Here is a 25765-nt window from a genome sequence, read left to right as displayed (position 1 = left end):
GCCCCTTACGCGCCGACAGACAGCATGCAAGACGCTTGGCGCAGCGCGGGCAATATTCTAGAGACGCTGGCGATCAAAGGCGTGTGCGACTGCGAAAGCGGCCCACGCATCCCGAACCTGATGAGGAATACCGATGAGCGTGGCAGTAGCTGAGGCAGCCGAGACGGGAATGGTGCGTGAACGCAAGGCCATGATCGAAAGCCAGCTGCGCGTGAGCGGGGTAAACGATCCGGCCGTGCTGGCCGCCTTTGCCGCCGTTGCGCGCGAGGATTTCGTGCCGGCAGACCGCCGCGCCCTGGCCTATATGGACCGCGCCGTGCCGCTGGGCGATGGCACCGTGCTAGCCCCCGCCCTCACCCATGGGCAGATGCTGATCGCCGCCGCACCGGTGGCCGGCGAACGCGCGCTGGTGGTGGGCAAGCCCGGCGCCTATCTTGCCGCGCTGCTGCGCGAGCTGGGCCTGGTAGTGACGCTGGCCAGCCCGGCCGACGATCTTGCCGCGCTGGGCCAGTTCGCGCTGGTTCTGGTCGATGGCGCGATCGAAGTGGTGACCCCTGCCCTGGAAGCCGCCGTGGCCGACGATGGCCGCCTGGTTACCGGCCTGATCGAGCGCCGCGTGGCGCGCCTCGCCCTGGGCCGCAAGGCTGCCGGCCAGGTTGCGCTGGGCGCGCTAGGCGAGGCAGACTTTGCCGTGCTGCCCGAATTTGCCGCCCCCAAGGGCTGGAGCTTCTGAACCCCATGTCGCGACTGAGCCGGTGGCGCGCGGCGGTGGCGGCAGGCCCCTTGCTGGTCGCCGCGATCGCCACGAGCAGCGCCCCGGCCCAGGCGGATGACCTGCGCAGCGCGCTGACCGCCGCCTACCAGACCAACCCCGATCTGCAGGCCGCGCGCGATTCGCTGCGCGCGACGGACGAGAACGTGCCGATCGCACGGGCAGCGGCCCTGCCCTCGCTTTCGGGTAGCGCCAGCTACAACGAATATGTCGACAAGGGCGGCTCGTACTTCTCCACCAGCTATCCCGACCGCGTGCTCAACCTGGGCGCCAATGCCGGGGTGCCGCTGTACAACGGCGGCGCGGTGAAGAACGGCATTCGCGCCGCCAAAACGCGAGTCGAGGCTGGGCGCGCTTCGCTGCGCGGCACCGAATCGAGCGTGTTCACCAGCACTGTCACGGCCTATATGGACGTGATCCGCGATGCCGCGATCGTCGGCCTGCAAAAGAACAACGTGCAGGTTCTCGAGGTCAACCTTCAGGCGACCAGCGACCGCTTCGAGATCGGCGACGTGACCCGCACCGACGTGGCGCAGTCGCGCTCGCGCCTGGCCTTGGCCCGCGCCAGCCTGCGTTCGGCCGAAGCCAATCTGGTGGCCAGCCGCGAAACCTATGTGCGGATCATCGGCCATGCACCGGGCACGCTGGAAGCGCCGCCGGCGCTGGCCGGCATGCCAGGTGGCGTCGAGGATGCGGTCGACTATGCGCTGGACAACAACCCCGACCTGCTGGCCGCGCGCGAAGCGAGCAAGGCCGCCGGGTTTGACGTGAAGGTGGCCGGCGCCAGCCGCCTGCCCACCATTGCGGCCAACGCATCGACCAATAACACCAACTATCTCAGCAGCTATCAGCCCGGCGTGCCCAATGCCTCGCGCAACATGGTAGCGGGGCTGACCGCATCGATCCCGTTGTTCCAGGGCGGCGCGCCAGCGGCCCGCGTGCGCCAGGCGCAGGCCACCCAGGGCGCAACGATGGAGCAGGAAATCGGCACCGAGCGTGCGGTGATCGCCACGGTGCGTTCGGCCTGGTCGGCCTGGCTGGCAGCCAAGGAAGTGATCGGCCTCAACCAGACGGCGGTGGATGCGGCGGCGCTCAGCCTCGAGGGCGTGCGCGCGGAAAACACCGTGGGCAACCGCACCATCCTCAACATCCTCGATGCCGAGCAGGAACTGCTCAACGCCCAGGTGCAATTGGTCACCGCCAAGCGCAACGAATATGTCGCCGGCTTTGCCCTGCTTTCGGCGATGGGCAAGGCACAGGCGCGCGATCTCGGGCTCGATGGCGGGACGCTGTATGATCCCGTGGCCAACTATGAGCGGGTGCACCACCGCATCTGGGATTGGGACAGCGATCCGGCGCCCGTGGCCCGTGCCACCGCCACGGTTGACACCCCGGCCCAGGATGCGACAATCCCCGATCAGCCACTGCCCTGACCGCCGACGCCAGCCGCCGGTGATCGGGCACGAATATCTGTACAGCGTGGGCAACAGGAACGTGGGGGACAACAATGCGCCAGGCCGGTGAACCTTCGGTCGAGGAAATTCTCGAATCGATCAAGAAGGTGATCGCGCGCGATGTGCGCGGCGAAGCGGCGGCCACCCCGGCCCCGCGTGCGCCGATGTCTGCCGCGGCCGCTGCCGCCGCGATTGCCCCCGCGCTTCAGGCCCAGGCCGGGCGCGAGGGTGCCGCTGCCCCGCGCACCGCCGCCAGCAACCCGGCAATCAGCATGACTCGTGCTGCCAGCCCGGCCGACGTGCTCGACCTGACCGACGTGGCCGCGCAGATCATGGGCGAATATGGCAAGCCGGCGGCCGACGCCGGCACTGCGCCCGGTACCTGCGCCGAGGACGACGAGGACGAAGCCCTGGTGCCCCAGGAAGCGGCTGCATCGATGCGTGATTCGCTGGCGGCGCTGGCCATGCTGGCCCAGCCCGGCGCCCAGCCGCAGATCGTGCGTTCGGGCGAAACCTCGCTGGAAGGCATGGTGCGCGACATGCTGCGCCCGATGCTGGCGCAGTGGCTGGAACGCAACCTGCCGGTCATGGTGGAAAAGATGGTGGCGGCCGAAATCGCCCGCATCGCTGGCAAGCGCGGCTGATGGGCAAATCGGCCGACAAGGAAATTGCCGAGGCGGAAAGCACGCTGGCCAAGCTCGGCGGCTTTGCCCCGCAGCGCCACATTTTCCTCTGCGCCGATTCCGACAAGGACAAGTGCTGCTCTGCCAAGGAAAGCGATGCGGCCTGGTCTTTCCTGAAAAAGCGGCTGGGCGAATTGAAGCTGGGGGGCAAGCAGGGCGTGCTGCGCAGCAAGGTTGGCTGCCTGCGCGTGTGTGCGGCAGGGCCGGTCGCGGTCGTCTATCCCGATGGCGTATGGTATCATTCCTGCACCCCGCCGGTGCTGGAGCGGATCATCCAGGAGCACGTGATCGGCGGCGTGCCGGTGGCCGATTACCGGCTCAACCCACCGGCTTCCTAAGCAGACACGTCAGGCTTGTTGCCCTTCGACAGGCTCAGGGCGAACGGCCTTGCGAGAGGTTTCCGTTCGGGCTGAGCTTGTCGAAGCCCATGCGCTTCTATCGAAGCATGGCCATCACGCTATGCCCGTCGCGGCGGGGAAACATCAGGGTCACCAGCGTAAGCACCACGCTGTTGAGGATCAGACCAACCAGCCCGGGATTGATCCCGCCCGCTGAAATCCCCGCCAGCCGCATGCCAATGATCGCCAGCGCGGCCACGGCCATGCCGGCCAGCACGCCCCCGGCTCTCACCCGTCCGGTCCACAGCGCCGCGAGAAAGCCCGGCAGGGTCTGCACGATGCCGAAGTAGAACACGGTATTGAGCATGGCGAGCAGCGGCACCTGCGCCATGGCGCCGGCGGCCGACAGCGCGATGAACAATGCCGTTACCCCTTGCGCCCAGCGCTGCTGCGCGCGGCCGTCCAGGCCGGGCAACACGTTGCGGGTGAGCAGCGGCGCAATCGCCAGGCACACGCTGGACAGGATCACCATGCCCGCCAGCACCACGGCCGCCATGACCACGCCCAGCGCCCAGCCGGGCAGCAGATGCTGCGCCGCAGCCAGGAACACGAAATCGGGCTTGTCGACCGGCAGGCCCAGGCGCCGGGCAAACACCGCCACCGCCATCAGCAAGGGAAACATCACCATGTAGAGCGGCGCGGCGGCCTGGGCACGGACGATCGCCTGCGGCCCGCGCGCGGCAAACAGAAACGCCCAGTTCTGCGGGATCATTGCAAAGCCCAGCGCCTGCACCGCAATGGTGCTGAGCGCAAAGGGCAGGGTGACCGGCACTTGCGCGGCCACTGTGGTGGTTGCCACTGGCGTGGTGGCAATTGGCCAGTGCAGCAGGGCCAATGCGCCCACCAGCAGGATCGCGCCCAGCATCAGCGCATCCTTGAGCACGGCAACGAATGCCGCCGCGCGCAGACCTGCCAACGCCACATACGCCATCACCACCAGACCGGCGCCGGCCAGCAGCAGCGGCATCGGCAGGCCCGGCGCCAGGGCGCCCAGCACCAGGCGGATGCCGGCAAACTGCATCGTGCCGATCGGCACCAGCAGGGCAATTGCGCCAAGCGCGATCACGCGTTCCAGCAGGCGGCTGTTGAAATGGGCGGCGAAGAAATCGGGAATCGTCACCGCGCCATAGAGGTTGCCAGCGCGCCAGATCCATGGCCCCAGCACGGCCAGCACCGGCGCTGCCAGCAGGATATAGCCAAAAAACCACACCACGAAGCCTTCGCCCCCGGCATAGACCCCGCCGGGAAAGCCCAGCATCGTGGCGATCGAATAGGTTTCCCCGACGCTCAGGAAAAAGAACAGGATCGCGCCCAGTTGTCCGCCGGCCACGAAAAAGGCGCGCGGTCCCTGCCCTGCCCCGCGCCGCGCCCACAGCGCGATCAGCAGCGACAGCGCCATGACCGCCACGAAAGCGGCAATCATGCCGTCACCGCGCGTTGGCGCCACCACAACCAGGCGCTGGTGGCCGGGGCACAGGCAAACAGCGCCCAGATGCGCAGGCCGATGCCAAGGCAGGTGGGGCCATCGGCCGGCACCGCCAGAACCGCCAGCAAGACCAGCAGCACCGGAACCGCCAGGGTGATCAGCGCGCGGGCCAAGGCCGTCATTCCGGCTTGAGGGCGGACCAGGTGGGCACGGCCCAGCCGGCCGGCGCCGTGGCGGCATGAACCCCGCGCGCAATGGCGCGGGCCAGGGTATCGGCCGCCACCGCGCCCACACCCAGCACCGCCAGATCGCGCGGGCCGGTCACCGGGCGGCGCGCGGTGCACAGGGCAAAGACCACATCGCCATCGAACGGGGTGTGCACCGGGCGAATCGCCCGGGCGAGCCCATCCTGCGCCATGATCGCCACGCGCTTCATCTCGTCAGCGGTCAGATCAAGGTCAGTGGCGACGCAGGCGATCGTGGTGTTCTCGCGCGGGGCGGGCAGCTTGGTACCGCCCCATTCCTCTGGCCCGACACGCGCAGCGATCGGGCCAAGACCGCCGAATTCATCACCCATTTCAAAGGCGCCAGCCCAGAAATGGCGGGTGCCCGGCACCACCGTGGCGCCCAGCGCATTGACCGCCACGATCGCCCCCACCGTGGTGCCATCGCGCATCAGGGTGGAGGCCGAACCCAACCCGCCCTTGAGCGCGCCAGCCATCGCGCCATAGCCGGCGCCACTGGTGCCCAGCGCGAAATCGGCGCCCACCGCCGCCAGCGCGGCGATGCCTAGATTGCGATAGGGTGGCTCGGTCCCCCAGCCTTTGGCCCCACCGTTGCCCAGGTCATAGAGAATCGCGGCCGGCACGATCGGCGAAACCGGCACGCCCTGTTGCGCCAGGCCGCCATAGCCGATGCCGCGCGCGCCCAGGTGCGCCGCCACGCCATCGGCGGCGGCCAGGCCCCACGACGATCCGCCCGACAACACCACGGCATTGGCGGCGTGGACCAGGTTGTGGCTTTCCAGCGCATCGCTTTCCCGCGTGCCCGGCCCGCCGCCCCGCACGTCGATCGCGGCGGTCACCAGCCCTTCGGCCAGGATGACCGTAGTGCCGGTGCGCACCGCCGCATCCTGGGCACAGCCCACAGTGATACCGGCCACATCGGTGATCAGGTTGCGCGGGCCCGTGCGGCCAGGCCGACGCGGGGCGGCACCAGCAGATGGCGGCGCCGCCTTTGCCCCAGCCCCGGCGCCCAGCGCGGCACCGGCGGCCATTCCCGTGGAAGCAAGCACTTGGCGGCGGTTCATGGTCGGCACTCCGGTCTGGGCATGCGCGTCCAGTTGCCGCCTGTGCCGACGGGCGGCAAGGGTATTTTCAGGATTCGTCCCAGTGCGAGGTATCGAGCCGATCCTCGATACTTTCATCGTGACCCGTGCCGCTCGACAGGAAGACCAGCCCCATGAGCGCGGCCATCAACATCATCGTCATGCCGATGCCGAGCGACGTGGCGATGTAGAGATGGATCGAAACCAGGCCGACGCCCATGTAGAGCCAGACATCGACCGCCACGATGACCAGCAGCGTAGCCAGGCCCATCCAGCGCAGCAGCCAGCGATAGCGCGCCCAGGCGTGCGCCGCATTGTGCGGATCATCCAGCGGAGACTGGTTGGCCATCGTGTTTCTCCCGATGCCATTGCCTACAGGAAGGGCCTTGCCGCGCAACCGGAACATGTCATGATTGCCGTGGAGGCGGGACCAACTGCCCCAAGGGGAAGAGGAGCCAACCCATGACGATTGCGCGGTTGATTGCCGGGCGTTCCGGCGAAGTCTGGTCCATTCACGCACAGGACACGGTGGCTGACGCCATCGAGGTTCTGACCAGCCACAAGATCGGTGCCCTGCCGGTGCACGATGGCGAAAATGCCGTGGCCGGCATCTTTTCAGAAAGAGACGTGATTCGCGCGCTCACCGCCCATGGCGAGGATGCGCTGCGTCTGCCGGTCAGCGCGGTGATGACCGCACCGGTGGTCACCATCAGCCCGGAAACATCGGTGATGGAAGCCCTGGCGCTGATGACGCGGCGCCGGTTCCGCCACCTGCCCGTGCTGGAAGACGGGCGCATGGTGGGCTTCATCTCGATCGGCGACCTGGTGAAATACCGGCTCGACCGGATCGAAGCCGAAGCCGACGCGATGCGCGTTTATATCCAGTCGGTTTGACCAGCAGAAAGCCCCTCCCGCCTGCGGGAGGGGTTTGGGGAGGGCGTGTTCGCCCGGTCCCGTGATGTGACACCCCTCCCCCGGCCCCTCCCGCAAGCGGGATGGGGGAAGGAAGGTTGTCAGGAACCTTAGCTGTCGGAAATGCCTTCGGCGCGGCGCGCTTCGAGCCAGGCCATGGCTTCGGCGTGCTGGGCCGCTTCGGAGGCCGCCTTGGACTGCGCTTCACGCTGTGCGCGCAGTTCCTCGATCAGCGCATCGCGATCCGAACCCAGGCGATCGGTAACCGCGCCTTCGTCTTCGGCCGGAACGCCGGCGCGCTTGGACGCCTTGCTCACCAGCATGTCCAGCTCGCGCTGCGAGCACAGGCCCAGGGTCACCGGGTCCTTGGGATTGATGTTGGCGATGTTCCAGTGGCTGCGATCGCGAATCGCGGCGATGGTCGTGCGCGTGGTGCCGATCAGCTTGCCAATCTGCGCGTCGGAAATTTCCGGGTGGTGACGCAGGATCCAGGCGATGCCGTCGGGCTTGTCCTGGCGCTTGGACACCGGGGTGTAGCGCGGGCCCTTGGTGCGGCTGACGGCGAGCGGCGCGCGCTGCATCTTGAGGCGGTATTCGGGATTTTCCTGGCCGCGATCGATTTCGGTCTGGCTCAGTTCGCCCGAATGCAGCGGGTTGCGCCCGGTGTACTTGGCACCGGCCAGATCGTCGGCCATGGCCTGCACTTCAAGGATATGCAGCCCGCAGAATTCGGCGATCTGTTCAAACGTCAGGGCCGTATTGTCGACAAGCCACGAAGCAGTGGCATGCGGCATCAGCGGATACGTGGGCTGGTTGCTCACGGCATGGTCCTCTTTTTATCGTGCGCGATTGGCTGGTGAAATAACAGGTCTGTGCGGCGCGGAAACAATAAGGGCCGCCCCTTCACGGAGCGGCCACTTGCCGGCAAAGATGTAAGCGAGCCCGGCCCAAACGGCAAGAGCAATCCGCGCCAGGCCCGATTTGCCTGGGTTGCGGGGCCGGAATCACCCCATCTTGAGCACGATCTTGCCGATATGGTGGCCCGCTTCCATGCGCGTGTGGGCAGCCGCCGCCTGCTCCATCGGAAAGGCCTGGTCCATGATCGGGCGCAGCTTGCCCGCTTCGACCAGGGGCCACACCGTCTGGGCGATTTCCTGCGTCAGCAGCGCCTTGAACGTGGCCGAGCGCGCCCGCAGGGTGGAGCCGGTGAGCGTGAGGCGGCGGGACATGACCTGGGCCATGTTGATCTGCGCCTTGGCCCCGCCCTGCACGGCGATGGTCACATGGCGGCCATCTTCGGCCAGGCATTGCAGATTGCGGGCCACATAATCGCCGGCGACCATGTCGAGCACCAGGTTGACGCCCTTGCCGCCGGTAATGTCCTTTACCGCCTCGACAAAATCGCTGGCCTTGTAGTCGATTGCATGATCGGCGCCGATCTCCAGCGCGGCACGGCACTTGTCGGCGCCGCCGCACGTCACGATCACCGTCAGGCCGAACAGCTTGCCCAGCATGATCGCCATGCTGCCAATGCCGCTGGTGCCGCCATGGACCAGGATCGTCTCGCCTTCGCAGGCCCAGCCGCGCTCGAACACGTTGTGCCACACGGTCAGCAGGGTTTCGGGAAGGGCTGCAGCGCAATCGAGCGGCAGCCCATCGGGCACCGGCAGGCATTGCGCGGCCGGGGCCAGGCAATATTGGGCATAGCCGCCGCCCGACACCAGCGCGCAGACGGCCTGGCCCAGAAGCGGCGCCGTCACGCCTTCGCCCAGGGCGACGACCTGGCCGGAAATTTCAAGGCCGGGCAGCGGTGAAGCGCCCGGCGGCGGTGGATAGAGACCCTGGCGCTGGATCACATCGGGGCGGTTGACCCCGGCATAGGCCACCTTCACCAGCACCTCGCCCGGGCCGGGACGGGGCACCGGCAGGGTTTCAGGCCGCAGCACTTCGGGCCCACCGTGCTCTGCAAATCCCACTGCCGTCATCGTCACCGGAAGATCCAGCATGCGCCGCCCCATGTTTTGACGTCATATCTGCGTCAACCGCATCCCCTAGCCATGGGACAGGTTGACAGCAAGCGTTTGCCGTCCAACATTGTGCACTGCGATGGACGTCGAAGACCTTCCGCGCCGCAAGGGCGACCTGGCCAGCCAACTGGCCGCAGAACCGCTCGATGCGCTGTCGGTAGACGAACTGACGGCGCGCATCGCGCTGCTGGAGGCCGAGATCGCCCGCACCACCCGCCATCGTGATCGCGCCGGCCATACCCGGGCAGCGGCCGAGGCCTTGTTCGGCGCGGCCCGGCCCCCGGCACCACCGCCCAATTCCGGCGAAACCGGACGATGACCGCCGCCGCCCTTCACCTTGCCGGGCGGCATCCCCATATAGGGTTTCATACCCCTCCAACGCGCCCGGGTATCGGTCGCCGGCTTCCGCTCGTGCGGCGCCCGGCCGCTTGCCCGGCAACGATATCGACGATTGAAGCATCCGTGGCGACCGCCCAACCTGGTTCGGCGGCGGTTAACCACCCCCATGCTTTCCTCCCGCAAGGGAACCATCCCGTGGCGGAATACTTCCGTCATGGCCAAGAGTGAGCCCCAGAAAGCGAGCCTATGCCCAGTTTCGCCCAGAGCCTCGAAAAGACGTTGCACAGCGCCCTGGCCAATGCCTCGGAGCGCAGCCATGAATACGCGACGCTCGAACATCTCCTGCTTGCCCTGATCGACGATGCAGACGCGGCGCAGGTGATGCAGGCCTGCGGCGTGGATCTTGGCGATCTGGGCGACGTGGTACGCCAGTACCTCGACCAGGAATACCAGTCGCTCAAGACCGCGGAAAAAGCCGATCCCCAGCCTACCGCCGGGTTCCAGCGCGTGATCCAGCGCGCCATCCTGCATGTCCAGTCTTCGGGCAAGGATACCGTCACCGGCGCCAACGTGCTGGTGGCGCTGTTCTCCGAACGCGATTCCTATGCCGTCTATTTCCTCCAGCAGCAGGACATGAGCCGCCTGGATGCCGTCAGCTATATCAGCCACGGCATCGGCAAGGGCGGCCGCCAGGTCAATTCCGGTTCGGCCAAGCCGAACGAGGAAGAAACCCCCAAGCAGGAAGAAAAGGCCGAGGCCAAGGGCGGCAACAAGAAGGATTCCGCGCTCGACCAGTTCTGCGTCAACCTCAACGACAAGGCGCTGCTGGGCAAGGTCGATCCGCTGATCGGCCGTGGCCCGGAAGTGGACCGCACGATCCAGATCCTGTGCCGCCGTTCCAAGAACAACCCGCTCTACGTGGGTGATCCGGGCGTGGGCAAGACGGCCATCGCCGAAGGCCTGGCGCGCAAGATCGTCGAAGGCGAAGTGCCCGAAGTGCTGACCAAGGCAGTGATCTATTCACTCGACATGGGCAGCCTGCTAGCCGGCACGCGCTATCGCGGTGACTTCGAGGAACGCCTCAAGCAGGTGGTTTCCGAACTGGAAAAGATGCCGCACGCGATCCTGTTCATCGACGAGATCCACACCGTGATCGGCGCTGGTGCCACCAGCGGCGGCGCGATGGATGCATCGAACCTGTTGAAGCCGGCGCTGTCGGGCGGGACGATCCGCTGCATCGGCTCGACCACCTACAAGGAGTTCCGCAATCACTTCGAAAAGGACCGCGCCCTGCTGCGCCGGTTCCAGAAGATCGACGTGAACGAACCCAGCGTGGAAGACACCATCAAGATCCTGAAAGGTCTGCGCACCGCGTTCGAGGAACACCACAAGGTCAAGTACACGCCCGAGGCGATCAAGACCGCGGTGGAGCTTTCGGCGCGCTACATCAACGACCGCAAGCTGCCCGACAAGGCGATCGACGTGATCGACGAAGTCGGCGCGATGCAGATGTTGGTGCCGCCGTCCAAGCGCAAGAAGACGATCACCGCGCGCGAGATCGAGGCCGTGATCGCGACGATGGCGCGCATCCCGCCCAAGTCGGTCAGCAGTGACGACAAGAAGGTGCTGGAACACCTGGAGCGTGACCTCAAGCGCCTGGTGTTTGGCCAGGACAAGGCGATCGAAGTGCTGTCGAGCGCCATGAAGCTGAGCCGCGCCGGCCTGCGCGATCCCGACAAGCCGATCGGTTCGTTCCTGTTCTCCGGCCCCACCGGCGTGGGCAAGACCGAAGTGGCGCGCAGCCTGGCCCAGATCATGGGCATCCCGCTGCAGCGCTTCGACATGTCGGAATATATGGAGCGCCATTCGGTCAGCCGCCTGATCGGCGCCCCTCCGGGCTATGTCGGGTTCGACCAGGGCGGGTTGCTGACCGATGCCATCGACCAGCAGCCGCATTGCGTGCTGCTACTCGACGAAATCGAGAAGGCCCATCCTGACCTGTTCAACATCCTGTTGCAGGTGATGGACAATGGCCGCCTGACCGATCACCACGGCAAGACCGTCGATTTCCGCAACGTGGTCCTGATCATGACCACCAATGCGGGCGCATCGGACATGGCCAAGCAGGGCATTGGTTTCGGTGACGTCTCCAAGCAGGATGCCGGCGACGAAGCGGTGAAGAACCTGTTCACGCCGGAATTCCGCAACCGCCTGGATGCCATCGTGCCGTTCGGCTATCTGCCGCCCGAAGTTGTCAGCCGCGTGGTCGACAAGTTCGTGCTGCAGCTGGAACTCCAGCTGGCCGAGCAGAACGTGCACATCCAGTTCGATGGTGACGCGCGCGCCTGGCTGGCCAAGCGCGGCTATGACCGGCTCTATGGTGCCCGGCCCATGGCCCGCCTGATCCAGGAAAAGGTCAAGAAGCCGCTGGCCGAGGAACTGCTGTTCGGCAAGCTGGCCAATGGCGGGGAAGTGCATGTCAGCCTCAAGGACGATGCGCTGAACTTTGAACTGACCCCGGCCGCGCCCAAGCTGGTCAAGAAGAAGGCCAGCAAGCGCAAGGCGAGCGACACCGCGAGCGAGCCCAACGCCGACGAGGCCTGAGCCGGGTTAAACCGACAATGACAGAAAGGGCGGGAAGCACAGCGCTTCCCGCCCTTTTTTCATGCGTGCCTGGGGTTGGCTGGCCGGCTCAATCCCGCCCGGCAGCAGGCGGCGCCTCGCCCCGCGCGGCATCGGCCCAGCGCTCCACGGCGTCGACCACGGTGTTGAGGCCCAGTTGACCGGCCTTGTCGTGCCAGGCATCGGCCGCCATCACGATCGGCGCGGTGAAATCGTTGGGCGGCAACTGATCGGCCCAATTGGCGATGGCGTGGGAATTGAACAAGACCAGCGCCAGGCTGCTGCTGATCAGCACGCCCCAGGCCCAGCGCCAGCCGTCCTGCAGCGTGGCATCGTGTTCCTGCGCCAGATCGATGGGGGATTCGCCCCAGGGCAGGCCATCTTCCGTGCTGCTCTTGTCCATCAGGCCACCTTCAGAACTGGAAATAGATGAACGGGGCAATGCCCCCGCCGCGCAAGCCTTCGATGACCAGCAGCACCAGCGTGCCGATCAGCCCCACCGCCCAGCCCGGCATGACCGCCAGCGCCCGGGCCGAGCGCTGCACCCCGTCGCGCGGGCCGAAATGGCAGGCCATGCCCAGCGCCATCAGCGCCAGAATCCAGCCACTCGCCAGCGGCGCACCACCGCCATGGCCCGCCGCCATGCCGCGCAAAAAGGCAATGGCGCCGGAAAACTCGCTGCAGCGGAAGAATATCCAGCCCAGTGCCACGATATGGAACGTGATCACCGTGCCAGCCCAGGCCGGCAGCACGGGCCAGGTTGCAGGCCGCGCGCGCTGCCACAGCCGCTCTGCCACCAGCACGCCGCCGTGCAGCGCGCCCCAGATCACGAAATTCCAGCTGGCACCGTGCCACAGCCCACCCAGCACCATCGTGCCGAACAGCGCCAGGCAAGTGCGCCACAGCGCCTGGCGCGAGCCGCCAAAGGCGCCGATATAGAGGTAGTCACGCAGCCAGCTCGACAGGCTGATATGCCAGCGCCTCCAGAAATCCTGCAACGAGACGGCGCTGTAGGGCTGATCGAAATTGCGCGGGAAACGGAAGCCGAGCAAGCCGGCCAGGCCAATCGCCATATCCGTATAGGCCGAAAAATCGCAATAGATCTGAACCGCATAGCCATAGGCGGCGAGCACCAGTTCCAGGCTGGAATGGCCCGCCGGATCGGCAAAGACCGGATCGACCAGATGCACCGAGATATCGTTGGCGATGACCGCCTTCTTGACCGTACCCCACAGGATCAGGATCAGGCAGGCCATCGCCTCTTGCCGGCCCAGGCGTGGGGGGTGGCGCAACTGCGGCAGCAGATGGCTGGGCCGCACGATCGGGCCTGCCACCAAATGGGGAAAGAAGCTCATCAGTAGGGTAAGATCGAGCAGCCGCGCCGGCCGCGTGCGGCCGTTGTAGACATCGATCACATAGCTCAACCCCTGGAACGTGAAGAACGAGATGCCCACCGGCAGGATGATCGCCTGCGCCAGCGGCATGCCCGCCAGATCGGCCAGGAAGCCGGCATACTTGAACCAGCCCAGCACGCCCAGGTTACCCAGGATCGCCAGCCACAGCCACGCCAGCCGTGGCCCGCGCCTGGCTGCAATGATCCGCGCAAACAACCAGTTCCACCCCGAACTGGCAATCAGCAACGCCACGAACCGCGCATCCCACAGGCCATAGAACAGCCAGGACGCCAGCAGCAGCATGATCACGCGCCAATCGCGCGCGCGGGCCATCAGGCGGTTGAGCGCAAAGACCGCCAGGAAGAAGACATGGAACCCGAGCGTGGGAAAGAGCATGGCCGCGCCGCAGTCGTCAGCGGGGACGCGGCGGCGGGGGCAGGGTGCTGGCCGCGGCAAACAGGTCTGCCGCGAGGCCCCCGCCGATCATGCGCCCGCCATCGCGCGTGAAATGCACGTGATCGCCGCGCTGCAGTCCTTGCGCCACCCAGGCCATGGTCGTGCACGGGCCGCCCATGGCGCCCTGCCAATCCCAAAAGCCCAGGCCCAGCGCCGTGGCCAACCGCTTTTCCAGCATGCGCATCTGCGCCAGGTGCCCCGGCACGGCCCAGCCAGCACCGCAATCGCGGGTTTCGGGCAGGGCGGGCAGGGCCACGATCGCCCGGCTGCTGGCGGCATCGGGTGGCCCGACCAGCAGGATCGGCACATCGGCCCCGGCCATGCGCCGGACCCGCGCCACCGCGCTGCGCAGCACTGCTTCGGTTTCGGCCAGGCCCAGTGCCGGATCGAATCCTTCGTTGGTGCCGAATGCCAGGATCACCAGATCGGGCCGGGCCGCGGCGAGTTCGGCCCCGGCAACGGTATCGTCTGCCCGCGCCAGATGCATCGCCCGCGCGCCCACCACGCCGAGGTTGGCCACGATCGCGCCGGGCGTGCCGGTGCGGGTTTCCCACGCCGTCAGACTGACCGGGCGGGTATCGAGCGTGGCCACGGTAGCCTGGGTGACCGGCACTGCAGAGGTGCGCACAAAGCACATCGCGCCCGGCGCCTGCGCGGAAAAACTGATCGGTTCGGCCGGCACGCCATCGAACGTGACCGTCACCGCGCCGGCTTCCGGCCCGGTCAACCCGCACAGGGTAAAGCGGGTGAACCGCGTGGCCGGGCTATCGGCGGTCAGGCTCATCGTCGCGGCGGGCATCGTGGTGGTCTGGGTGAAACCGGAAAAGCCGAGCAGCGCGCCCATGGCGGTGCGTTGCGGGCCGAACAGGGCATTGCCCTGCCAATCGGCGCTTTGCCGCGCGGTGACGCCCCAGGTGAGATAGCCCTGATAGGGCTTGCCCGCCGGCATCATGCCGCGCCCGCCATTGCCCAGCCGCGCCTGCAGCGCAGCGCGCAGGCCCTGGCTGATCATGTCGCCCGCAGTATGGCTATCGCCGATCTGCACCACGGACAGCACCCCGCCCGGCGCACCAGTGGCCAGCTTGGCCAGAAACGGCGCCAGTGCGGCGGCATTGGACAGTTGCCCCGGCACGGCCGCAGTGATCGCCGGTACGGGCGGAGCAGGCACTGGGGCGCCCGGCAGCGTGAGATCGACCGGTGCGCCGGTCTGCGCAACAGCGGCCGCCGGCAACAGCGCCGCCGTGCCCAAGGCCGCAAGGGCCAACTGCGTGCGGGCAAACGCGCGAGCGATCATGAACGTTTTCCGCTGGCTGGTGAGGCGCCGGCACTCGATTTCGACGGGCTGGCCGAGGGTGTCGGCGCGGGCGGGGCCGGTTTGGCATCAGCCGGCGCCTTGGCCGGGGCTGTGGACAAGTCTGTGGGTGATGCGGTGGACTTGTGCGTGGGCAAGTCTGTTGGCAACCCTGTGGGCTTGCTGGGGACATCTGCGCGCGTTGCATCGGCAGCAGGCCGCTTGGCATGCTTGGGCGCCGGGGCATGGCTGGCGGACGCCGCCGGCGCTGTGTCATTGCTTACGGCTTGGGTTGTGGGCTTGGCCGCTGGCGGCGCCAGCAGGGCCAGGATCGGCTGCACCACCGGCCGGCTGATCACTTCATAACCATGAAACGTCATGTGCTTGCCGTCGTTGGCGCGGGCGAGATAGTCCTTGCCGGTGGCCGGATCGATCAGGCGCAGGGCAAAATGGCCCTGGCGATCCTGGCTCACTGGCACGGCATTGGCAAAGGGCACGCCCAGGCGGCAGGTGACCTTGGCATAGAAGCGGTTCATCGCCTGGATATCGCGATCGTATGTTGCATCGCGCATGCGCGGCAGGCCCACCCAGCCCACCGCCACGCCGCGCTGCTGCAGCATCCGCACCAGCGCGGTCATCCGGCCTTCGATGGTTTCCTGCCAGGCCGGGGTCATATAAGCAGCGGCATGGCCGTTGACGAACAGGCCCTGGGTATCGTTCGCGCCGATGCTGATCAGCGCCACGTCGATCGGCTGGCCGGCGACGCGGTCCTTGGCGTCCTGCAACAGATCGCGCGTGCGATAGCGGGTAAAGCCAGTGCCTTCGTGGCTGAATTGGTGAACCTTTACATCGGGATACTTGCGAAACGCCTGGTCGGTCGCGGCCCACAGGCCATCACCGAACGAATCGCCGAACACGCCGATGTGCAGCGGCCGGTGCGCCGCCAGCGCTTCGGCCACGCGCGCGCTCTTGGGAAACGCGCCGCTGCATCCCGGGGCCAGGCTGGGGGCAGGGGCCGGCCCGGCGGCGGCAAGGGGGGCAGGCGTGCCATCGGCCGGCGCCGTATCGGCCAGCGGCGCGCCAGCATCCCAGCCCGGCAGCGCCTGCCACGGCTTGCCCCCGGTGCGGAACGAGAGGCCCAGCACAGTGCCCACGGCAATGCCGATGAACAGGACCGCCCCACGGTCCAGCACCATGATCCATCTGCGCTTGCCCAAGAAAACCGTCCTGCCTTTCTACCGCCCGCTCCCTATGGAGGGCAGCCAAGGGCGTCAACGGCTTCGCGGTAATCAGACTGCTGCCTTGCGATCACCGAACCTCGGATGAATGAAGGGCAGCGGGCGCAATCGGCCGCAGCGCCATCAAGGCATTGAGCCGGGCGCGATAGGCGGCCAGTTGCGCCGGATCGACACTGCGCGGGCGCATGATCATGCTGAACGAACCGGGATCGACCACTTGGCCACCGCGATAGAGTTCATAGTGCAGGTGTGGCCCGGTCGACAGGCCGGTGGAGCCGACATAGCCGATCACCTGCCCCCGCACGACATGGGTGCCAGGCGCCACGGCAATGCGGCTCATGTGGCCATAGCCGGTGCCGATGCCGCCCCCGTGATCGAGGCGCACATATTCGCCATGCCCGCCATGCCACCCGGCAAAGGTAACCGTACCGTCGCTGACCGCATGGATCGGCGCGCCCCAGGCCGCCCCGAAATCGATCCCGGCGTGCAGGCGCACGTACCCCAGGATGGGATGGCGGCGCCAGCCAAAGCCCGAGGTGATGTGTCCATCCACCGGTGCGGCCAGCGCGCCGGCCGATGTGCTGCCGGCCATCGTGCCCTTCATTGCCTCGGGGCTCATGAATTCGCCCTGGTTGCCCCAGCGCAGCAATTGCGCGCGTTGCTGCGATCCCCGGCGCACCCCGGCATAGAGCAGATCACCTATCTGCCCCTGGCCATCGGCGGCGCGCTTGTAGGCAACCACCAGGTCGAATTCGTCCGTAGGAGCGATGTCTTCGAACGGCAGCACGGTATCGATCGTGCGCAGATAGTCCTGCACCGCCTGCGGGCTGGCCCCGGCGGCGCGAGCGGAGCGATAGAGGCTGCTGCCCACGATCCCGGTCAAACGCATCGGGGTGGTATCGACCGGAATCGCGCGCTGGTGCAGCGCCAGGCCGCCGCCCTGGCGCACGATATCGATGGCAAGGTCAAACCGCGCCCGCACGCTGAGCTTTTCCAGCGGGCGCGGATCGAACGGGCTGGCATGGGCGCCCAGCGTCATCGCAAAACGCGTGCCGGGAAGCAGTTGTTCGGGCGGCAGGGCGCGGGTGATCAGGCCCGCCACTTGCGCAGCATCGCTGCCGGCCAGGCCCGAGCGCTGCAGCATGCGGGCCAGACTGTCATTTTCGCCCAGCGTGGCGGTCAGCGCAATGGTCGGGCGTTCGGGCGCGGCGGCCAGGTGGACCACCCGCGCGGTGGCGGCAAAGTGGCGGCCGTTGCTGGCGCCCTGGGCCAACGGACGAATGCCTTGCGCGGCAAATTCCTGCGCCATGCCATCATCGAGCGCTTGCAGCGGCGCAGCCTGGAGCGGGGCGAAACTGGGCCATAGCGCCAGCGCGGCAGCGGCCAGCGTGGCACAAGTGGCCGCACCATGCAGCCAGCGGCGGCTGCCAATATCCTGGGCCAGATCGTGCACATGCAGCCAGCGCGCAGCCGCGCGCTCGATGCGCAGGCACGCACCCAGCCAGCGGCGGGCAAACGGGTGGGGCGACTGGCGCCAATCAGGCGCACCGGGCAGGGGCGTACCGGGCAGGGCAGGGGTAACGATCGGGGCGCGGCGCGTGCCAAAGCCGCCAGGCACGGTGCTGCGCGCAAAGCCGCCGCCACCCAGGCCAGCGGCGCCGGTGCCCTTGCCAAAGCTGCCGAAACTGTCGCTGGGCCCGTGCACGCCCGTGTGATTCCCTTGTCCAGGCCCATCCGGGCAAAACCCCTGCCTTCTCCCTGCCTCACCAGGGTTAACAGCCCGTAAAGTGGTGGGGCGGGGCTTGCGGATAGGCGCGGAACGCCGCAATCTGGAGCAACGAAGGGGGAAATCGAGCAATGTCGGAACCGGCCCTTGCGGTTGGCCAGGATGGCCACACGCATGAAACTGCCTGCCTCAACTGCGCCACGCCGCTGCTGGGCAGCCACTGCCATGCCTGCGGCCAGGCGGCGCATGTCCACCGCACGCTAGGGGCGTTTTTCCACGACCTTCTCCACGGGGTTTTCCACTTCGAAGGGCGCATCTGGCACACCTTGCCGATGCTCGCCTGGCGCCCGGGCGAACTGACCCGGCGCTATATCGATGGGCAGCGGGTGCGCTTCGTCTCGCCCCTGGCGCTGTTCCTGTTCAGCGTGTTCCTGATGTTTGCGGTGTTCCACCAGATCAGCGGCGAATGGCACTGGAACCCCAGCGCGGCCGACAATGGCAAGAGCCTGGCCCAGGGCAAGGCCGAGGCGCAAAGCAAGCTGGCCAAGCTGGAAGCGCAGCGCGCGCAGTTGCAGGCGCAGCACCAGAGCACCGAGGCGATCGACGATCAGATCGACACGCAGAAAACCTCGCTCGACATCCTGGAAAACATGGCGCCCTCGGCACCGGGCAGCGGTACCCCGCGCGTGAGCAGCGACATTCCCGTGCTGGCCCATGTGCTCGAGGCCTTTCGCACCAATCCGGGCCTGGCGCTCTACAAGCTGCAATCCTACGCCTATAAATACAGCTGGGCGCTGATCCCGATATCGGTGCCGATGCTGTGGCTGCTGTTCCCGTTCAGCCGGCGCTTTCAGCTTTACGATCACACCGTGTTCGTCACTTTTTCGCTGGCGTTCATGACGCTGTTTTCCGTGGTGCTGATGATCGCCAACCGCATCGGCCTGCCTGGAGTGGCGCTGGCCACGCTGATCGTGCCGCCGCTGCATATCTATCGCCAGGTGCGCGGCACCTATGGCTGCGGCCGGGCAGGGGCGCTGTGGCGCACCGCAGCGCTGCTGGTCTTTGCAATGATCGCCCTGCTACTTTTTGCCGGGGTTATTTTGGCGCAGACCAGCGCGGAGTAACGCTGTTCCACGTGAAACGCCGCGACGCAGCACGCGCTGCTGATCGGCGCCCGCAGGGAGATCTTTTGCCGTGCCGATCCTGTTCCTGGCCGATCTGCCAGCTCCGGCCATGGCCACCTGGACCAGCGCCCTTGCTGCCGCGCTGCCCGATGACGCTATCTTGGCCTGGACCGGCGCGAATGACACCCAGCCGCCATCAGCGCTCCTGGCCGATATCAGCGTCGCCGTGGTCGCCAATCCACCGCCGGGACTGCTGGCGCGGTTGCCGGCACTGCGCCTGGTGCAAAGCGCCTGGGCCGGCGTCGATGGCCTGCTCGCCGATCCGACGCTGCCACCGGTCACGCTCGCCAGGCTGATCGATCCACAGCTGGCGGCCGACATGGCCGAGGCGGTGCAGGGCCATGTACTGATGCTGCATCGCCAGGTGCCGGCCTATCGCGCGCAACAAGCCGCCGCCTGCTGGCAACCGCTGGCCCAGCCGCGCCTGGCAGAACGCCGCGTGACCATCATGGGCATGGGCGAAATGGGCCAGGCAAGCGCGGCCCTGCTGGCGCGCACCGGCTTTCCCGTGACGGGATGGAGCCGCAGCGGGCGGGGCGCTGCCGATGGCACGATCCCCATGCTGGCAGGAGATGCTGGCCTGGCCGTGGCCTTGGCGCAGGCCGATATCTTGGTCAACCTGCTGCCGTTGACGGTGCAGACCCACGGATTGCTCGATCGCGCCGCACTCGCCCGCCTGCCGCGCGGGGCCGGGCTGATCAACGCCGGGCGCGGCGCCCACGTGGTGACCACAGATCTCGTCGCCGCGCTCGACAGCGGTCAGGTGGGCCATGCCGTGCTCGACGTGTTTACCCAGGAACCGCTGCCGCAGCACGATCCGCTGTGGCAGCATCCCGGCGTGACCATCACGCCCCACGTGGCCGCACCCACCGATCCCCATTCGGCCGCGCGCGCGATTGCCGCCAACATCGCGCGCTGGCGCGCCGGGCAGCCACTGGCCGGGGTGGTGGACCGCGCGGCTGGATACTAATAGGCTGCGCCCCATGGATCGGATGGATCATGCACGCCGCCGTTTTGCCGTGGCCCTGGCAGCGATGGCCGGCTTTGTCGATGCCGTGGGCTTTCTCTCGGCCGATGGTTATTTCGTCTCGTTCATGTCGGGCAACACTACCCGGCTGGGCGTGGCGCTGGGCACCGATGTGCCCCGCGCGCTGGTGCCGGCGCTGCTGATCACCGGGTTCGTGGTGGGGGTAACCCTGGGCGCACTGGTGGCGCTCAAGGCCGGGGCCAGGCGCAAGCCGGCGGTGCTGGGCCTGGTCACGCTGTGTTTGCTCGAAGCGGCGCTGGCGCGGGTGCTGGGCCAGCATGGCGCCATGCTGGCCGGGCTGGTGCTGGCGATGGGCGCGCTCAACAACACGTTCCTGCGCGATGGCGAAGTGGCCGTGGGATTGACGTACATGACCGGCGCCCTGGTCAAACTGGGCCAGGGCCTGGCGCGCCAGCTTGCCGGCGTGAGCGGGGGCGGCGAATGGCGGCCGTGGGCGCTGCTCTGGTCAGGGCTGCTCGCCGGGGCCGTGGTCGGGGCCTTTTTGCAGGACCGCCTGCCGCTCGGCTGCCTGTGGATCAGCGCCAGCTGGGCCGCGATCATGGCCGGCGTGGCATTCAGGCTTCCGGCGGAATCCTGAGCAGCTTTTCGCGCGAAGTTGCGCCGCGCAACAGATCGACGTGGCTCGCCGCCACGCCCAGCGCCTGGGCCACCAAGCCGATCACGGCAGCGGTCGCCTTGCCATCCTCGGGCTTGGCCCGCACTTTCACCAGCACGCGGCCGTCTTCGATCGCCACGCCTTCGGCCCGCGCACCGGGCGTGACGCGCACCGCCAGGCGGTGTTCGCCATCGGCCAGCGCGCGCAAGGCTGCGGCGGGCGGCAGATCAGGCTTGGGCCGTGCCATTGAGCGCCTCGGCCACGGCGGCGGCATGGGCCTGGCCGTTTTCGACATAGTGCGCCACGCCGTGCTGCATGTCGGCCAGCGCTTCATCGCTCAACTCGCGCATGAAGGCAGCAGGGCGCCCGCTCCACAGCTGGCGCGCGGGGATGCGCTTGCCCGGCGTCAGCATGGCGCCCGCCGCCAGCATGGCATCGCTTTCGATCACCGCGCCATCCATCACGATGGTGCCCAGGCCCACGAACGCGCGGTCGTGCAGCGTGCAGCCGTGGACCATCGCCATGTGGCCAATCAGCACGTCCTCGCCAATCAGTGTGGGAAAGCCTTCCGGACGCCCCGGCTTGGGGCTGTCGCAATGGATCACCGTGCCGTCCTGCACATTGCTGCGCGCGCCGATCACCACGCGGTTGACGTCAGCCCGGATCACGCAGTTGTACCAGATCGATACCCCTTCCGCGATGGTGACGTCACCCACGATGCGGCATCCCGGCGCAATGAATGCGCTGGGGTGGATCTGCGGCGTCTTGCCATGCAGCGGCAGGATGGTGACATCGGCGCGGCTGGTCATGCCGCTCACCGGTTGAGCAGCCGCGCGGCATGCGCGGCATGATAGGTCAACACGCCGGAACAGCCCGCCCGCTTGAACGCCAGCAGCGTTTCGAGCACCAGCGCATCGCGTTCGCCGGCGCCGGCGGCCACGGCTGCCTCGATCATCGCGTATTCGCCGCTCACCTGATAGGCAAAGACCGGCACGCCGAACGCCTCTTTCACACGCACCGCAATGTCGAGATAGGGCAGCCCCGGCTTGACCATCACGCTGTCCGCGCCTTCGGCCAGGTCCAGTTCCACCTCGCGCAGGGCTTCCTCGGCGTTGCCCGGGTCCATCTGGTAGGTTTTCTTGTCCCCCTTGAGCAGCCCGCGCGAGCCCACGGCATCGCGGAACGGACCGTAAAAGGCCGAGGCATACTTGGCGGCATAGGACATGATCTGGACATTGGCGTGGCCGGCGCCTTCCAGTGCATCGCGGATCGCGCCGATGCGGCCGTCCATCATGTCGGACGGGGCGATGATATCGGCGCCGGCCGCCGCCTGGTTGAGGCTTTGCCCCACCAGCACCTCGACCGTGGCGTCATTCTCGACATAGCCGGCGTGGTTGACCAGGCCATCCTGGCCATGGGTGGTATAGGGATCGAGTGCCACGTCGGTGAGAATGCCGATAGCATCGCCACAGGCGTCGCGGATCGCGCGGATCGCGCGGCACATCAGGTTGTCGGGGTTGAGCGCCTCGCGCCCGTCGTCGCTGCGCCGCTCGGCCTGGGTATTGGGAAACAAGGCCAGGCAGGGAATGCCCAGGTCCACCGCTTCACGCGCCCGCGCCACCATGCCGTCGACCGACCAGCGCGACACGCCCGGCAGCGAGGCGATCGGCTGTTCCACGCCGGTGCCTTCGGTCACGAACAGCGGCCAGATCAGATCGGCCGGGGTGATCAGCACCTCGCGGTGCAGGGCGCGGCTCCAGGCGGTGGCACGGGTGCGGCGCAGGCGGGCTTGGGGATAGCTGGCGATCATGCCACCTGTGCTAGGCCCAAGGGCCGGCCCGGGCAACGGGGCAGTTTGTCCTGCCCTCAGGCTTCGTTAGTGGAAAGCGTACCACATTCGGCCACGCCATAGGCACGCACCGTGGCAGGCATGATGCGATAATCCGGCCGGCGCGCGGCATAGAGACGATGACGCGCGATGCGGGCAATGCTGACCCGATCCCCCTGGTTGCCGCCCAGCACGTGATAGGCGGCCTCGTCCTGCGCCACGCACAGGCCGACATGGCCACCGCCCGACCGCTGGAACACCAGCACGTCACCCAGCATCGGCTGCGCCGCCGCGCTGCCAAACCGCGCCCAGTTGAGCGCCCATAGCGGATTGGCCGGCAATGGCTTGCCCGCGCGCTGCGCCACCAGGGCCATGAACAGGCCGCACCAGGCGGTGCTGTCGGCACGATAGGCGCGCGCCACATCGCCGCCGATTTCGGCAGCCCACGCCAGGATGACAGGATTGCTGGCCGGGCCCGCCTGCTCGGCCGTATCGATCAGCGCCAAGGCTTCGCGCAGCATACGGGGCAGGGGTTGCAGGGTGGCAAGCCAGCGATAGGCAGGGGGCAGGACGGGCATAGGGAAACCTCGCATCGGCGTGGCTCCCACTGGCCCGCCACGCGTTTTCCTGCGCCCGCCCCGGCACCAGTTGAATCGTTACAGGTGGCCTTGCGCCTTGGCGCAAGCACCCGGCACATGAACGCAACATGATTGACACAGAGCGCCGCAGCGGCCAACGGGGGCGCCTTCGTTCAGCCGACCAGCCGGGGGGAGGGGCCATTTCGGGTCCGGGGCCTTGGCTGGTGGCGAGACGTGGGGAAGCCCGCACGCGCTTTTCGATTTGGGTTTTTATTGCGCGTGTGACTTGGCGACCTTGCGCCCGTGTGATGCCTTGGAATGTCTAAAAGTGCCTTCGGCAAAATAGCTTGTGTCTTTTCCGCAGTGGCCGTTCTGGCTGCCCTGCAAATGTCCGCACCCGCCGTTGCGGCCAACCAGCCTCTTTCCCAGCCCGCGATTACGCTGCCCGCCCTGGCGCCTGACACCGCCCAGCCGGCCGAGGCCGAATCGCCCGCTGACGCCGCCGCCACAGCGCCGGCAAGCCTACAATCCGCCATCGACGCGCCGTCCACCGTGGATCAGGCCCAGGTGGAATGCATGGCCAAGGTCATCATCCACGAAGCTGGCAACCAGCCCCGTCTCGGCCGTGCCGCTGTTGCCCAGGTGATCCGCGCGCGGACCCAGGATCCGCGCTTTGCCACCAAGCCTTGCGCCGTGGTCCGCCAGCCTGGCCAGTTCTTCAACGTCGACGCCTATAACCCGCCGCGCGATACCGACCAATGGCGCGAAGCCGTTGCCATCGCCACGCAGGTATTGAACGGCGAAGGCGACAATCCGGTTCCCGGCGCGCTGTTCTTTCACACCGCCAGCAGCCCGATGAAGGGCCGCACCAAGGTGGGCCGCATCGAAGGGCATGTGTTCTATCGGTAAGCCGCGGCTTTGCCGGAACGCAAAAAAGGCCGGCGTGGTTGCGCCGGCCTTTTTTGTACGTGGATGCAATTGCGCCGTCAGCCGCCCGAATTCATCGGCATCTGCGTCTGCGAGCGCTCGATCAGGCGCTGGTTCTGCTGGCGCTGCTCTTCCCAATCGCTTTTGCGCATGCAGACCTTCTTGGACCGCAGCAGCGATCCGGTCTCGGCAAAGCGTTCGCAGATCATCGGATCGGCGTCCTTGGCCGGCTTTGCCGCAGCAGCAGGCGTGACCGCCGGCGCAGCAGCGGCAGCCGGAACGGGGGCGGCCGGGGCCGATTGCGGAGCAGACGTCGTGCTGGACTGCGCAGCGCTGGCCAGCAACAGCGGCGCGGCAAGGGCAATAGACAGGAACATGGGCCAAATCCCTCAGTTACGGGGCATTTATTGCATGGCGTGACAATGCCCCCAACCGGGCAGCGCAGCAAGCCCCCTTGCGCGATGCCCAGCCTGCCAACGGCACTTACACCGCGCCATCACTGGCAATGATCCGCGCCACGGCCTCCTGCTCCACGCTGTCGAGATCGGGATGCCACAGGTCGAAGATCAGCACGACCCGCAGCCGGTCGCTGGGATTGGCGGCCTCGTGCTCGATCGTATCATCGAACACGAAACCCTCACCTTCGCGCCAGGGACGGGTTTCCGCCCCCACGCGGAACCAGCAACCGGGCGGAACCACCAGCGGCAGATGGCACAGCAACCGCGTGTTGTTCACGCCGACATGGGGTGGAATGGTCGTGCCCGGCGCCAGGAGAGAGAACATCGCATTGGGCGATGCGCCGGGAATGCGGGGCTGGGCCACGGTTTCCAGCAAGGCCATCGTCGCGGGGCAGGCCGCGGCGTTGACATCGATGCGATTGCCCTGGCGCAGCAGGTGAATGGCCGACCAATCGGGATTGCGATTGAGATCGCGCCACTGCGCCAGCGCTTCGTGATCCTCATATTGCAGATAGGGCAGCAGTTCTGCCCGGCCAGAGGCAAGCAGCGCTTCCATCTCGGCCCGGATGATGGGCGTGGCGCGTTCGAACTCAGGCAGCCAGGGAAAGCGGGCGCGGGGATGGAACTCGCGCTCGACCAGGCCGGGATAGTGAAAATGCGTCGGGCAGCTGCGGAATGGCCGGGTGCGCCGCAAGACATTGTTGCGCATGCGGGTGATCCGCCAGTCGCGATCGCTGTTTTCGCCGTTGCACAGCGTGCCGATCGCGGCGTCGAGCCGCGCCTCGCGTTTCGCGCTCCATTCGGCGTGCCAGCGTTCACCGGCAGCCACGGCCATGGCCAGCGGGGCAGGGAGTTCGCCCGACGGACGCTGCGCCAGCGCCTCGTGCCAGGCACGGCCAGCGTCTTCGGGCGCGAGGCGCTCCAGCAGGCTGGCGCGCAAGGCCAGTGCCATGAAATCCAGCGGCGCCAGTGCCAGCGCCTGGTGTACGGCATCAAGCGCGCGCTGCGGCTGGCGCAGGGCGCGGCGCAACCCCGCCAGGCGCAGCCACGCCTGGTCCAACGCCACCTGTCCGGGTGGCGCC

28 protein-coding genes are annotated in these 25765 nt (G+C 67.4%); 11 read left to right on the top strand and 17 right to left on the bottom strand.

The features are described 5' to 3' along the window. Positions 1-133 precede the first annotated feature (133 nt). The 4 genes from C8K14_RS08695 to C8K14_RS08680 all read left to right on the top strand — a co-directional run bounded on the left by C8K14_RS08695 (position 134) and on the right by C8K14_RS08680 (position 3247). Complete coding sequence (locus C8K14_RS08695; protein WP_107716393.1) at positions 134-733, top strand: protein-L-isoaspartate O-methyltransferase; 600 nt, start codon at positions 134-136, stop codon at positions 731-733. 5 nt (positions 734-738) lie between these two features. Next, positions 739-2205, top strand: coding sequence for a TolC family outer membrane protein (locus C8K14_RS08690; RefSeq protein ID WP_107716392.1), 1467 nt, complete (start codon positions 739-741; stop codon positions 2203-2205). Between the two features lie 74 nt (positions 2206-2279). Further along, on the top strand, positions 2280-2870 hold the full coding sequence (locus C8K14_RS08685; RefSeq protein WP_107716391.1) for a DUF2497 domain-containing protein: 591 nt from the start codon (positions 2280-2282) through the stop codon (positions 2868-2870). Then, a complete protein-coding gene (locus tag C8K14_RS08680; RefSeq protein ID WP_107716390.1) occupies positions 2870-3247 on the top strand; it encodes a ferredoxin in 378 nt (125 codons plus the stop codon). Before C8K14_RS08685 ends, C8K14_RS08680 begins: the two co-directional genes overlap by 1 nt. A 97-nt stretch (positions 3248-3344) precedes the next feature. Here the strand turns inward: C8K14_RS08680 and C8K14_RS08675 are convergent, their stop codons facing one another. The 4 genes from C8K14_RS08675 to C8K14_RS08665 form a co-directional block, all read right to left on the bottom strand. Then, the gene (locus tag C8K14_RS08675; protein WP_158272928.1) at positions 3345-4754 is read right to left on the bottom strand and encodes a sodium:solute symporter; all 1410 of its coding nucleotides are present in this window, start codon (positions 4752-4754) and stop codon (positions 3345-3347) included. Beyond that, entirely contained in the window at positions 4727-4915 is a 189-nt protein-coding gene (locus C8K14_RS22615) for a hypothetical protein (protein WP_158271886.1), read from the bottom strand. The genes C8K14_RS08675 and C8K14_RS22615 overlap by 28 nt, the downstream gene beginning before the upstream one ends. Then, complete coding sequence (locus C8K14_RS08670) at positions 4912-6042, bottom strand: P1 family peptidase (protein WP_107716388.1); 1131 nt, start codon at positions 6040-6042, stop codon at positions 4912-4914. The genes C8K14_RS22615 and C8K14_RS08670 overlap by 4 nt, the downstream gene beginning before the upstream one ends. Before the next feature lie 67 nt (positions 6043-6109). After that, positions 6110-6409: a hypothetical protein gene (locus C8K14_RS08665; protein ID WP_107716387.1), complete on the bottom strand. Its 300-nt coding sequence runs from the start codon at positions 6407-6409 to the stop codon at positions 6110-6112. Positions 6410-6522: 113 nt separating this feature from the next. Between C8K14_RS08665 and C8K14_RS08660 the strand changes: the two genes are divergently transcribed. Then, positions 6523-6954, top strand: coding sequence for a CBS domain-containing protein (locus C8K14_RS08660; RefSeq protein WP_022675247.1), 432 nt, complete (start codon positions 6523-6525; stop codon positions 6952-6954). A gap of 128 nt (positions 6955-7082) precedes the next feature. On the opposite strand, the gene C8K14_RS08655 is transcribed toward C8K14_RS08660, so the two are convergent. Then, entirely contained in the window at positions 7083-7793 is a 711-nt protein-coding gene (locus C8K14_RS08655) for a DUF1013 domain-containing protein (protein ID WP_022675246.1), read from the bottom strand. A 183-nt stretch (positions 7794-7976) separates the two neighbouring features. Next, positions 7977-8978 carry an NAD(P)H-quinone oxidoreductase gene (locus C8K14_RS08650; RefSeq protein WP_107716386.1) on the bottom strand — a complete coding sequence of 334 codons (1002 nt, stop codon included), beginning with the start codon at positions 8976-8978 and terminating at the stop codon, positions 7977-7979. A 100-nt stretch (positions 8979-9078) separates the two neighbouring features. Between C8K14_RS08650 and C8K14_RS08645 the strand changes: the two genes are divergently transcribed. Together C8K14_RS08645 and clpA are read left to right on the top strand one after the other, a co-directional pair. Then, positions 9079-9318, top strand: a complete 240-nt coding sequence (locus C8K14_RS08645) for a DUF1192 domain-containing protein (RefSeq protein ID WP_022675244.1) — start codon at positions 9079-9081, stop codon at positions 9316-9318. A 266-nt stretch (positions 9319-9584) separates the two neighbouring features. Beyond that, on the top strand, positions 9585-11942 hold the full coding sequence (clpA, locus tag C8K14_RS08640) for an ATP-dependent Clp protease ATP-binding subunit ClpA (protein WP_107716385.1): 2358 nt from the start codon (positions 9585-9587) through the stop codon (positions 11940-11942). 88 nt (positions 11943-12030) lie between these two features. Here the strand turns inward: clpA and C8K14_RS08635 are convergent, their stop codons facing one another. The 5 genes from C8K14_RS08635 to C8K14_RS08615 form a co-directional block, all read right to left on the bottom strand. Then, positions 12031-12363, bottom strand: a complete 333-nt coding sequence (locus C8K14_RS08635; RefSeq protein ID WP_107716384.1) for a hypothetical protein — start codon at positions 12361-12363, stop codon at positions 12031-12033. A 10-nt stretch (positions 12364-12373) separates the two neighbouring features. Beyond that, a complete protein-coding gene (locus C8K14_RS08630; RefSeq protein WP_107716518.1) occupies positions 12374-13750 on the bottom strand; it encodes an MBOAT family protein in 1377 nt (458 codons plus the stop codon). 16 nt (positions 13751-13766) lie between these two features. Continuing rightward, positions 13767-15104 (bottom strand): GDSL-type esterase/lipase family protein, encoded by a 1338-nt coding sequence (locus tag C8K14_RS08625; RefSeq protein WP_107716383.1) that lies wholly within the window; start codon positions 15102-15104, stop codon positions 13767-13769. Then, the gene (locus C8K14_RS08620) at positions 15101-16318 is read right to left on the bottom strand and encodes a GDSL-type esterase/lipase family protein (protein ID WP_133726782.1); all 1218 of its coding nucleotides are present in this window, start codon (positions 16316-16318) and stop codon (positions 15101-15103) included. The genes C8K14_RS08625 and C8K14_RS08620 overlap by 4 nt, the downstream gene beginning before the upstream one ends. A 91-nt stretch (positions 16319-16409) precedes the next feature. Further along, positions 16410-18044, bottom strand: a complete 1635-nt coding sequence (locus tag C8K14_RS08615; RefSeq protein ID WP_233250981.1) for a M23 family metallopeptidase — start codon at positions 18042-18044, stop codon at positions 16410-16412. Positions 18045-18196: 152 nt separating this feature from the next. On the opposite strand from C8K14_RS08615, the gene C8K14_RS08610 reads away from it, so the two are divergent. The 3 genes from C8K14_RS08610 (at position 18197) to C8K14_RS08600 (ending at position 20874) form a co-directional block, all read left to right on the top strand. Beyond that, positions 18197-19189: a DUF3667 domain-containing protein gene (locus C8K14_RS08610; RefSeq protein ID WP_054131683.1), complete on the top strand. Its 993-nt coding sequence runs from the start codon at positions 18197-18199 to the stop codon at positions 19187-19189. A 70-nt stretch (positions 19190-19259) separates the two neighbouring features. Beyond that, a complete protein-coding gene (locus tag C8K14_RS08605) occupies positions 19260-20219 on the top strand; it encodes a glyoxylate/hydroxypyruvate reductase A (RefSeq protein ID WP_199223703.1) in 960 nt (319 codons plus the stop codon). A 13-nt stretch (positions 20220-20232) separates the two neighbouring features. Then, positions 20233-20874: a YoaK family protein gene (locus C8K14_RS08600; protein ID WP_054131682.1), complete on the top strand. Its 642-nt coding sequence runs from the start codon at positions 20233-20235 to the stop codon at positions 20872-20874. On the opposite strand, the gene C8K14_RS08595 is transcribed toward C8K14_RS08600, so the two are convergent. From C8K14_RS08595 to C8K14_RS08580, 4 genes are read right to left on the bottom strand one after another with little or no spacing between them, the layout of a single operon-like run. Next, positions 20852-21139 carry a DUF167 domain-containing protein gene (locus tag C8K14_RS08595; protein ID WP_054131681.1) on the bottom strand — a complete coding sequence of 96 codons (288 nt, stop codon included), beginning with the start codon at positions 21137-21139 and terminating at the stop codon, positions 20852-20854. The two genes, C8K14_RS08600 and C8K14_RS08595, sit on opposite strands and share 23 nt — an antisense overlap. After that, a complete protein-coding gene (locus C8K14_RS08590; RefSeq protein WP_022678453.1) occupies positions 21120-21701 on the bottom strand; it encodes a gamma carbonic anhydrase family protein in 582 nt (193 codons plus the stop codon). The genes C8K14_RS08595 and C8K14_RS08590 overlap by 20 nt, the downstream gene beginning before the upstream one ends. 5 nt (positions 21702-21706) lie before the next feature. Then, a complete protein-coding gene (gene hemB / locus C8K14_RS08585; RefSeq protein WP_107716381.1) occupies positions 21707-22702 on the bottom strand; it encodes a porphobilinogen synthase in 996 nt (331 codons plus the stop codon). 56 nt (positions 22703-22758) lie between these two features. Then, the gene (locus C8K14_RS08580; protein WP_107716380.1) at positions 22759-23298 is read right to left on the bottom strand and encodes a TIGR02594 family protein; all 540 of its coding nucleotides are present in this window, start codon (positions 23296-23298) and stop codon (positions 22759-22761) included. 387 nt (positions 23299-23685) lie between these two features. Here C8K14_RS08580 and C8K14_RS08575 point away from each other — a divergent pair, with 387 nt between their 5' ends. Beyond that, complete coding sequence (locus C8K14_RS08575) at positions 23686-24207, top strand: cell wall hydrolase (RefSeq protein WP_022678450.1); 522 nt, start codon at positions 23686-23688, stop codon at positions 24205-24207. 77 nt (positions 24208-24284) lie between these two features. On the opposite strand, the gene C8K14_RS08570 is transcribed toward C8K14_RS08575, so the two are convergent. Beyond that, positions 24285-24602 (bottom strand): hypothetical protein, encoded by a 318-nt coding sequence (locus C8K14_RS08570; protein WP_022678449.1) that lies wholly within the window; start codon positions 24600-24602, stop codon positions 24285-24287. A gap of 106 nt (positions 24603-24708) precedes the next feature. Beyond that, positions 24709-25749: an aspartyl/asparaginyl beta-hydroxylase domain-containing protein gene (locus C8K14_RS08565; RefSeq protein WP_158271885.1), complete on the bottom strand. Its 1041-nt coding sequence runs from the start codon at positions 25747-25749 to the stop codon at positions 24709-24711. Between the last annotated feature and the right edge of the window lie 16 nt (positions 25750-25765).

It is taken from the genome of Novosphingobium sp. GV079, assembly GCF_003058045.1.
Classification (GTDB): Bacteria; Pseudomonadota; Alphaproteobacteria; order Sphingomonadales; family Sphingomonadaceae; genus Novosphingobium; species Novosphingobium capsulatum.
The sequence above is the reverse complement of the archived record's forward strand: the minus strand, read 5'-3'. Positions and strand labels throughout refer to the sequence as shown.

What these genes read in the sequence shown, in the direction of transcription:
- C8K14_RS08590 (WP_022678453.1), bottom strand. Translation starts at nt 21,701, where the DNA reads ATGACCAGCCGCGCCGATGTCACCATCCTGCCGCTGCATGGCAAGACG.
- C8K14_RS08630 (WP_107716518.1), bottom strand. Translation starts at nt 13,750, where the DNA reads ATGCTCTTTCCCACGCTCGGGTTCCATGTCTTCTTCCTGGCGGTCTTT.
- C8K14_RS08660 (WP_022675247.1), top strand. Translation starts at nt 6,523, where the DNA reads ATGACGATTGCGCGGTTGATTGCCGGGCGTTCCGGCGAAGTCTGGTCC.
- C8K14_RS08610 (WP_054131683.1), top strand. Translation starts at nt 18,197, where the DNA reads ATGTCGGAACCGGCCCTTGCGGTTGGCCAGGATGGCCACACGCATGAA.
- C8K14_RS08625 (WP_107716383.1), bottom strand. Translation starts at nt 15,104, where the DNA reads ATGATCGCTCGCGCGTTTGCCCGCACGCAGTTGGCCCTTGCGGCCTTG.
- C8K14_RS08600 (WP_054131682.1), top strand. Translation starts at nt 20,233, where the DNA reads ATGGATCGGATGGATCATGCACGCCGCCGTTTTGCCGTGGCCCTGGCA.
- C8K14_RS08650 (WP_107716386.1), bottom strand. Translation starts at nt 8,978, where the DNA reads ATGCTGGATCTTCCGGTGACGATGACGGCAGTGGGATTTGCAGAGCAC.
- C8K14_RS08670 (WP_107716388.1), bottom strand. Translation starts at nt 6,042, where the DNA reads ATGAACCGCCGCCAAGTGCTTGCTTCCACGGGAATGGCCGCCGGTGCC.
- C8K14_RS08635 (WP_107716384.1), bottom strand. Translation starts at nt 12,363, where the DNA reads ATGGACAAGAGCAGCACGGAAGATGGCCTGCCCTGGGGCGAATCCCCC.
- C8K14_RS08580 (WP_107716380.1), bottom strand. Translation starts at nt 23,298, where the DNA reads ATGCCCGTCCTGCCCCCTGCCTATCGCTGGCTTGCCACCCTGCAACCC.
- C8K14_RS22615 (WP_158271886.1), bottom strand. Translation starts at nt 4,915, where the DNA reads ATGACGGCCTTGGCCCGCGCGCTGATCACCCTGGCGGTTCCGGTGCTG.
- C8K14_RS08570 (WP_022678449.1), bottom strand. Translation starts at nt 24,602, where the DNA reads ATGTTCCTGTCTATTGCCCTTGCCGCGCCGCTGTTGCTGGCCAGCGCT.
- C8K14_RS08575 (WP_022678450.1), top strand. Translation starts at nt 23,686, where the DNA reads ATGTCCGCACCCGCCGTTGCGGCCAACCAGCCTCTTTCCCAGCCCGCG.
- C8K14_RS08685 (WP_107716391.1), top strand. Translation starts at nt 2,280, where the DNA reads ATGCGCCAGGCCGGTGAACCTTCGGTCGAGGAAATTCTCGAATCGATC.
- C8K14_RS08690 (WP_107716392.1), top strand. Translation starts at nt 739, where the DNA reads ATGTCGCGACTGAGCCGGTGGCGCGCGGCGGTGGCGGCAGGCCCCTTG.
- C8K14_RS08595 (WP_054131681.1), bottom strand. Translation starts at nt 21,139, where the DNA reads ATGGCACGGCCCAAGCCTGATCTGCCGCCCGCCGCAGCCTTGCGCGCG.
- C8K14_RS08695 (WP_107716393.1), top strand. Translation starts at nt 134, where the DNA reads ATGAGCGTGGCAGTAGCTGAGGCAGCCGAGACGGGAATGGTGCGTGAA.
- hemB (WP_107716381.1), bottom strand. Translation starts at nt 22,702, where the DNA reads ATGATCGCCAGCTATCCCCAAGCCCGCCTGCGCCGCACCCGTGCCACC.
- C8K14_RS08680 (WP_107716390.1), top strand. Translation starts at nt 2,870, where the DNA reads ATGGGCAAATCGGCCGACAAGGAAATTGCCGAGGCGGAAAGCACGCTG.
- C8K14_RS08665 (WP_107716387.1), bottom strand. Translation starts at nt 6,409, where the DNA reads ATGGCCAACCAGTCTCCGCTGGATGATCCGCACAATGCGGCGCACGCC.
- clpA (WP_107716385.1), top strand. Translation starts at nt 9,585, where the DNA reads ATGCCCAGTTTCGCCCAGAGCCTCGAAAAGACGTTGCACAGCGCCCTG.
- C8K14_RS08645 (WP_022675244.1), top strand. Translation starts at nt 9,079, where the DNA reads ATGGACGTCGAAGACCTTCCGCGCCGCAAGGGCGACCTGGCCAGCCAA.